The sequence below is a fragment of the Streptomyces albidochromogenes genome, assembly GCF_005981925.1.
Taxonomy (GTDB): domain Bacteria; phylum Actinomycetota; class Actinomycetes; order Streptomycetales; family Streptomycetaceae; genus Streptomyces; species Streptomyces albidochromogenes.
The window spans coordinates 1-7,604 of record NZ_VBVX01000300.1 but is presented as its reverse complement, the minus strand read 5'-3'; the positions used below and the strand labels follow the sequence as shown (position 1 = coordinate 7,604).

The window sequence follows — 7,604 nt, the reverse complement described above, 5'->3', positions numbered from 1 at the left end:
CCTCACGGCATCGGATCGGGGAGCGGCGCTTCGATCCGGACCGGTGCGGCCGGGGTCCGCTCGGCGCGCCGGCGGTAGAGCCACCGGTCCACCAGCAGGAAGCGGCCGGCGAAGACCACCACCATGCCGGCCGCCGTCGCGGGGACGGCGGCCAGGCCGCCCCAGGCCATGAACAGCGCCGCCAGGGGCAGGCGCGCGACGAGGTCCGCGTTGCCGACCGCCGCGAAGGTGAGCAGCCGTAGGGATCTGCGGTGGTGGCCGCGTCGCAGGCGGTACAGGAGCGAGTCGACCAGGAGGAAGTTCCACAGGAGCCCCGCCTGGTTGGCGATGATCTCGGCGGGGGCGTAGTGCAGGCCGGCCGGCCCGTTGAGCAGCCACAGCAGTGCCAGGTTGGGCACGAACCCGGACAGGCCGATCAGGCCGAAGGCCGCGACCCGCGCCCGGGGGTCGGCCGTGCGCAGGGTGACCAGGTGGCGCAGGAAGCGCAGGCCCTCCCGTACGGTCGACTTCGACTCGCCGGCGTGCCGCTGCCCGAAGGCGTACGGCACTTCGGCGATGCCGCTCGGCCGGCACCGTACCGCCAGTTCGAGCAGGATCTTGTAGCCGAGCGGCTGGAGGCCGTCCTCGCCGGTGGCCGCCCGGTCCACCGCCCGGCGGCGGATCGCGAAGAATCCGCTCATCGGGTCGGTCAGGCCGCGCAGCGCGCGCGGGAAGACGGCCTTGGTGACGCCGGTGGACAGGCCGGACGCCAGCTTGCGGTAGCCGCCCGCGAGCCCCGACCGGTCGCCGCCCGCCGCGTACCGGCTGGCGACGACCAGCTCGGCGCCGGTCGATCTGCCGCGCGCCAGCAGCTCGGGCAGGAGTTCCGGCGGGTGCTGGAGGTCGGCGTCGATGACGACGATCCAGGGCGCGGTGGAGCGGGCGATGCCCTCGACGACCGCGCCGCCGAGGCCGCCGGCCGGTGTCGTCCGGTGGTGCAGGACGACGGGGAGCGGGGTCGAGGACGCGGCGTCGGCGATGACCTGGCAGGTGTGGTCGGCGGAGTCGTCGGCGAAGATCACTTCCGCGGTGAGGCCGGCCGAGGTCACGGCCGCCGCGAGCCGTCGCAGCAGCTCGCGGACGTTGCCGGCCTCGTTGCGGGTGGGGACGACGATGGAGACGTCGAGGGGTTCGAGCGGCCCGTCGGGAGGTCCGCCGTGAGGGGCGCTGTGGGGCGACGCGTCGACCGGCAGGCCGAAGGGCGCGCCGAAGGACAGGTCCAGCGGGTCCGCCGTCACCGTGCCTCCCGCTGGGGCTCCAGATGGGCGCCGATGTGGGAGGTGAGTTCCCAGTCCCTTCGCCCGGTGTACTCGCGCCAGACGGCGCGCAGCGCTGCCGCGGCGAGCACGACGGCGTACACGGGGCCTCCGATCGTGAGCCGCACGTACTGCCACGGGCCGATCCGGAAGCCGTACTCGCGGCCGAAGTCGTGCAGGGCGACGGCCTCGAAGACCATCATCGCGGCCATCGGGACCATCGGGAGCCAGGCGACGAGCGCGATCGGCAGGGGCACGCCGCCCACCCAGGCCAGCAGCAGACCCAGCGGGATCATGATGCCGGTGGCGGCCTGGAGGAAGGGCGTGGAGAGGGTGTAGCGGGCGAGGAGGCGCTGGCGCCAGCCCGGGAGCCCGCGCCATTCGCCTTTGCGCAGGACTTGCAGGAAGCCCTGGTTCCAGCGGGTGCGCTGCTTGTAGAGCGCGAGCAGTGTGTCGGGTGTCTCCTCGCGGGTGACGAGCGCGGCATGGTACGCGACGACGACCTTGGCGCCGCGCGAGGACAGCCGTACGCCCAGGTCGCAGTCCTCGGCGAGGCAGTCGCCGTCCCAGCCGCCGGTCTCGCGCAGCAGCGCGGCCCGGACGAAGACGGTGTTGCCGCCGAGCGGGATGAAGCCCTTGCGGGCGTGCAGGTGCAGCCGGCTGCGGAACCAGAAGAAGTACTCCAGGCAGTTGCGCAGGCTGTACCAGCTGGTGTCGTAGTTGACGAGTTGTACGCCGCCCTGCACCACGTCCGCGTCGTCGCGGCGGAAGGCGAAGTCGACGTGGCTGAGCAGCTCGGGGTGGACGATGTCCTCCGCGTCGAAGACGCCGACGACGTCGCCCTTGGCGTACGGCAGCGCGGTGTTGAGGGCGCGCGGCTTGTTCTTGACCTGGTGCTGGTCGACGACGGTCTGCACCATGTGCGGGTGCTCGGCGGCCAGTTGGTGCGCGATGGCGGCGGTGCCGGGATCGTCGTGGCCGACGATCAGCACGATCTCGAAGGCGGGATGGTCGATCCTCAGCATGTTCTCGACGGTGTGCCGGAGCACCGCCTCCTCGTGCCGGGCAGGGACCAGCAGCGAGAAGGACACGCCGTGGTGCCCGTCGGGTTCGGCGAAGGCGGTCGCTTCCAGCGTTTCCGGCGTGCGCCAGGCATGGACCATCCACCAGAGCGTGACGCCGGCGGTGGCCATGAGTATGAGCGAGTCCAATAAAAGGACGGCGGAGACCACGAATTACCCCCCTGGGTCTTCCTCGGTGTTCTGTTATTCCTCTCCCCGCCGGGGAAGCTAGCAGGTGATTGTTTCGCGCGGCAATGACGCCTGGGACGCACGCCGCCGCCACAAACGGAATACAAGATTCTTCTTATGTGGCATGCCCGTTGTGTGCCATGCTGCTGCGGCATGCCCGGGTCCGGGGGGTCGGATCCTGGGGAGCTGCAGGCCAGGGGGGTCTGCAGGGTGGGGGGATCTGCATGAGCAACGCCGTGCTGCGCGCCAATACCCGTAACGGTCCGGAATTACGCCGGCGTCGAGCGGCGGCCACAACTCGGAAAGCTCCGGAATCCCAGGGCGGTTCCACGTTTCTCAGAGATTTCGCCTGGGTGGCGCCGCTATTGATTCTGATCGTTTCCGTACGCGCGTGGAACATAGGCAATTTCCCGTTCCCGAACGACGACGAGGGCACGTACCTGGCGCAGGCCTGGGCGGTGCGCAACGGCGACCTCGCCCACTACACCTACTGGTACGACCACCCGCCGTTCGGCTGGATACAGCTCGCGGGCCTGGCCTGGCTGCCGGCCTGGCTCTTCCCCGATCTGCCGACGTTCGTCCAGGGCCGCATCGCGATGCTGCCCGTCGTCGCCGCCGGCGCGGTCCTCGTCTTCGTCGTGGGCCGCCGGATCGGCCTCGGCCGCCCCGCCGCCGCCTTCGCGACGCTGCTGTACGGGCTCTCGCCGCTCGCCGTGACCCTGCACCGGCAGATCTACCTCGACAACTTCGCGGTTGTCTGGGCGCTGGCGGCCTTCGCGCTCGCCCTGTCCCCGCGCCGCCACCTGTGGCATCACATCGCCGCCGGCAGCGCGTTCGCCCTGGCGGTGCTCTCCAAGGAGACGATCGCCGTCCTGCTGCCCGTCGTCCTGGTGACGCTGTGGCACGGCAGCCATCCCAGGACGCGGAAGTTCTCCTTCGCGGGATTCGGTTCCGGGCTGGTCCTCACCGGCCTCTTCTATCCCCTGTACGCGACGCTCAAGGGCGAGCTGGTGCCGGGCGCGGGCCACGTCTCGCTGCTCGGTACGCTGAAGTTCCAGCTCGGCGGACGCGAGGGCAGCGGCTCCGTGTTCCAGGACGGGACCGACGCCAACACCCTGGTCCTGGACTGGTTCTCGCGCGACCCGTACCTGCTGGCCGCCGGCTGCGCGGCCGCCGTCGTCGGCCTCGCCGTACGCCGCCTGCGGCCCGTCGCCCTCGCCGTCCTGGTACTGGCCCTGGTCGCGCTGCGCCCCGGCGGCTATCTGCCGCAGATGTACGTCGCCCAGGTGCTGCCCTTCCTCGCGCTCACCGTGACCGGCCTGGGGGTCGCGCTCATCGCCCTCGTCCCGTCCCGCCACCGCGCGATGCGGCCGGCGGCGGTCACCGCCGTCCTCGCCGCCGCCGCCGTGTTCGTGGCCCCGCACTGGTACCGCGAGGACCGGGACACCGTGCGCGGTGACGACAACGGCGTCTACCACGCGGCCTCCCGCTGGCTGCGCGAGACGCCGGTCGGCGACCGGGAACGTACCCGCGTCGTGACCGACGGCGTGCTGTGGCTGGACGCAGTCGAGGCCGGATACCGGCCGGGCACCGGCGCCATCTGGCACTACAAGCTCGACCAGGACCCCGCGGTAGCCAGGACGCTGCCGCGCGGCTGGAAGGACATCGACTACGTCGTGTCCACGCCCGCCCTGCGCGGCGAGCAGCACAATCTGCCCACGCTGCGCGACCTGTTCGAGCACAGCGAGCCGGTCGCGAGCTTCGGGGAGGGGGACGGCCGGATCGACATTCTCCGGGTCGACCGGGCCGACCGGCGCGACCAGCAGCTCCAGAAGGGGGAGGGATGACCCCGCACCACTCGTACCGAAGGAACGCAGGAAGACGCGGGCGCGGCAGGAAGCGCCTGTTCCTCACCGCGTTCGCCCTGCTCGCGGCGGGCTTCGGGCTGGCGCCGCTCGACGCCGAGCCCGCCAGCGCCGCGCCGAACCTGATAACCAATGCCGGTCTGGAAACGCTCGACGCGCAGGGCGAGTTCCCCGAGTGCTTCGAGAAGTCCGGCTGGGGCGACAACGACTACGCGTACACGGTCACGGACGACGCGCACTCCGGGGCCCGCGCCCTGCGCGTCGACCTCACCCGCCGCGCCGACGGCGACCGCAAGGCGATGATGCTGGAGAACGCGTGCGCGCCCCAGGTCACCGAGGGCCATCAGTACGACCTGTCCCTCTGGTACAAGTCGACGTCGCCTGATGTGGCGATGACGCTCTTCCGGCACGACAAGACGGCGGGCTGGGTCTTCTGGGCCGACCTCAACACCCTGCCGCAGAGCGTGGCGTACGCCCGCACGGAGGTCCGTACACCCGTCATTCCCCCCAACACCGACCAGATCACCTGGGGCGCGGCGCTCTACGGGGTCGGTTCGCTCACCACGGACGACTACGCGATGGTCGACGCGACCGTCGTGCCCGAGCCGCCCGCCGACCCGTGCGAGGGCAAGGGGCCCGAGTGCAGGGGCCAGTGGACCGTGCAGACCGCCCAGTCGCCGGTGCGCGCCATCCATTCCGTACTGCTGCACACGGGGAAGGTCCTGCTGATCGCCGGCTCCGGCAACGACCGTGACGCCTTCGCCGCCGGGACCTTCAAGTCGTCCGTCCTCGACCCGGTGACCGGCAGGTACACGGACATCCCGACGCCCTCGGACTTCTTCTGCGCCGGGCACGTCCAACTGCCGGACGGCCGCGTGCTCGTGGTGGGCGGCAACAAGGACTACGCGTCGGCGGACGGAACGGTCGGCTACAAGGGACTGAGGACCAGCTACGTCTTCGATCCCAAACTCAACAAGTACCTCAAGGTCAACGACATGCTGGCGGGCCACTGGTACCCGTCGGCGACCGCGCTGGGCAACGGCGACGTCCTGTCGCTCGGCGGCCTCGGCGAGGACGCGGCCGGGACGGTCGTCAACGAGCACTTCAGTTACGCCCAGAACAAGTGGCTCCCGATGGGCGAGGCCAAGCAGGCCTGGTCGTTCTGGGGCCTGTACCCGGCGATGATCCTCCTCCAGGACGGGCGCCTCTTCTACAGCGGCAGTCACACCTTCGGCGTCGGCCTGCCCGGCACCGGAGCCTCCGTCTACGACTACGAGAAGGGCACCATCACCGACGTGCCCGGGCTGAGGAAGAAGGACGAGCGCGACCAGTCCGCGTCGCTGCTGCTGCCCCCCGCCCAGGACCAGAAGGTGCTCACGGCCGGCGGCGGCAACCACACCGTCTCGCCCGACGCGCACCGGCTGGTGGACCTGATCGACCTCAAGGCCGCCTCGCCCGCGTACGTGCCCGGGCCCGACCTGCCGCAGGGCAGGTACAAGGACGGCACCTTCCAGAAGGGCGCCGAGGGCAAGGTGTACCTGTCGGCGGTGATCCTGCCGGACGGCAAGGTCCTGGAGACGGGCGGCGCGCTGCACACGTACCGCGAGGACCCGGTCTTCGAGGCGTCGATGTACGACCCGGCGACCAACACCTTCCAGCCGGGACTGGCCGCCGACCCGGTGCCGCGCACGTACCACTCCTCGTCCACGCTGCTGCCGGACGGCCGGGTGCTGAGCGTCGGGGACAACCCGGGCGACGGCTCGTTCGAGCAGCGGGTGTCGATCTACAAGCCGCCGTACTTCTTCAAGGGCGCCCGCCCGAAGATCATGTCGGTGGCTTCGCAGAACTGGGCGTACGGCTCGGCGCAGCGCATCACGGTCGACCGGCCGGTGGTGAAGGCGTCGCTGATCCGCCCCGCCGCCGTCACCCACTCCTCGGACCCGAACCAGCGCCTCGTCGACCTGCCGATGACGGTCAACGGCAACACCATCGACCTCAGCCTCACCAGCAACCCCAACCTGGCGCCGCCCGGCTGGTACATGCTGTCGGTCGTCGACGCGAAGGGCGTGCCGTCGGTGTCGAAGTGGGTGCGGATCGGGCCGCAGGGGCAGGTGGCGGCGCAGCGCGTGCAGAGTTGGGCCGACGAGCTGGCGGCGGAGCCGAGGGCACCGGGGCACGGGGACCACGGGAAGCCGAAGGGCAAGCGGCCGGGCGTGAAGCTGCCCGAGGGGTACGACGGGTGCGACCACGCGTACGGCGAGGTCAGCACATGCGTGCCGTGGAAGTTCCCGGTGAAGGTGCCGACGGCCGACCGGTGCGCGTGGCTGAAGTCCAAGGGGTACGGCGTGCTGGACGTGCGGCGCGACCGGCACGGCCTGGACCGGAACAAGGACGGCAGGGCCTGCGGGAAGGGAGACTTCCGCACGCGGTGAGCCGTGCGGAGGGCCGGCCGGGCACGGCCGGCCGGGCCTGATCGGGTACGGCCGGGCCGGTCAGTCGGCCGGCCCGGTCCTCCGGCGGCCGCGGCCCCGGCCCCGTACGGCGGTCCGGGCTCCGGTGAGGGGCCGGGCCGCCGGCCCGTTCGCGGGTGTCACAGCCGGAAGCCGTGGTCGAGGGTGTCGAGCGTGCGGTCGACGAGGGCGATCAGGTCGTCCTGCCGGCCGCGCTCGGCCCAGTACACGGTCGTCTCCATCAGGGCGGCGACGAACCCCATCGAGACGACCCGCACTTCGAGGTCGTCGGCCCGCCGCCCGGTCCGCTCGGCCACGACCTCGCACAGCATGCGGCCCGTCACGGAGATGCTCTCCATCATGCGGGCGCGTACGGCGGGCACCTCGGTCAGCAGCCGCGAACGCGTCAGCATCTCCTCGGGCTCGTGGGTCAGCGAGTGCCGCAGGGCCTGGGTGACGACGAGGCGCAGGGACTCGACCAGCGGTTCGTCGGCCGGTCGGGCGCGCAGGGCCGACTCCATCAGCGAGTCGTACTCGTCGGTGATGACGATGTCTTCCTTGGCCGGGAAGTAGCGGAAGACGGTCGAGGGCGACACCTCGGCGGCCTCGGCGATCTGCTCGACGGTGGTGGCCTCGTACCCCTGCTCGGCGATGAGCCGGTAGGTCGCGGTGCGGATGGCGATCCGCGTCTTGAGCTTCTTGCGCTCGCGCAGGCCCGGGCGGCGGGGCGGTGCGGCGTCGGCG

5 protein-coding genes are annotated in these 7,604 nt (G+C 71.4%); 2 read left to right on the top strand and 3 right to left on the bottom strand.

The features are described 5' to 3' along the window. Positions 1–2: 2 nt before the first annotated feature. Entirely contained in the window at positions 3–1,277 is a 1,275-nt protein-coding gene (locus E2E34_RS27970) for a glycosyltransferase (RefSeq protein ID WP_244316180.1), read from the bottom strand. Continuing rightward, on the bottom strand, positions 1,274–2,488 hold the full coding sequence (locus E2E34_RS27965) for a glycosyltransferase (RefSeq protein ID WP_138904676.1): 1,215 nt from the start codon (positions 2,486–2,488) through the stop codon (positions 1,274–1,276). The genes E2E34_RS27970 and E2E34_RS27965 overlap by 4 nt, the downstream gene beginning before the upstream one ends. A 422-nt stretch (positions 2,489–2,910) precedes the next feature. On the opposite strand from E2E34_RS27965, the gene E2E34_RS27960 reads away from it, so the two are divergent. Together E2E34_RS27960 and E2E34_RS27955 are read left to right on the top strand one after the other, a co-directional pair. Continuing rightward, positions 2,911–4,392, top strand: coding sequence for an ArnT family glycosyltransferase (locus E2E34_RS27960; RefSeq protein ID WP_244316178.1), 1,482 nt, complete (start codon positions 2,911–2,913; stop codon positions 4,390–4,392). Continuing rightward, positions 4,389–6,842, top strand: coding sequence for a galactose oxidase early set domain-containing protein (locus tag E2E34_RS27955; protein WP_138904674.1), 2,454 nt, complete (start codon positions 4,389–4,391; stop codon positions 6,840–6,842). The genes E2E34_RS27960 and E2E34_RS27955 overlap by 4 nt, the downstream gene beginning before the upstream one ends. 158 nt (positions 6,843–7,000) lie before the next feature. Here the strand turns inward: E2E34_RS27955 and E2E34_RS27950 are convergent. Continuing rightward, the coding region (locus E2E34_RS27950) for a TetR/AcrR family transcriptional regulator (protein WP_138904673.1) at positions 7,001–7,604 on the bottom strand (604 nt) is incomplete at its 5' end.

Excerpts from the sequence above, each read along its gene's own strand:
- E2E34_RS27955 (WP_138904674.1), top strand. The coding sequence starts at position 4,389 with ATGACCCCGCACCACTCGTACCGAAGGAACGCAGGAAGACGCGGGCGC.
- E2E34_RS27965 (WP_138904676.1), bottom strand. The coding sequence starts at position 2,488 with ATGGCCACCGCCGGCGTCACGCTCTGGTGGATGGTCCATGCCTGGCGC.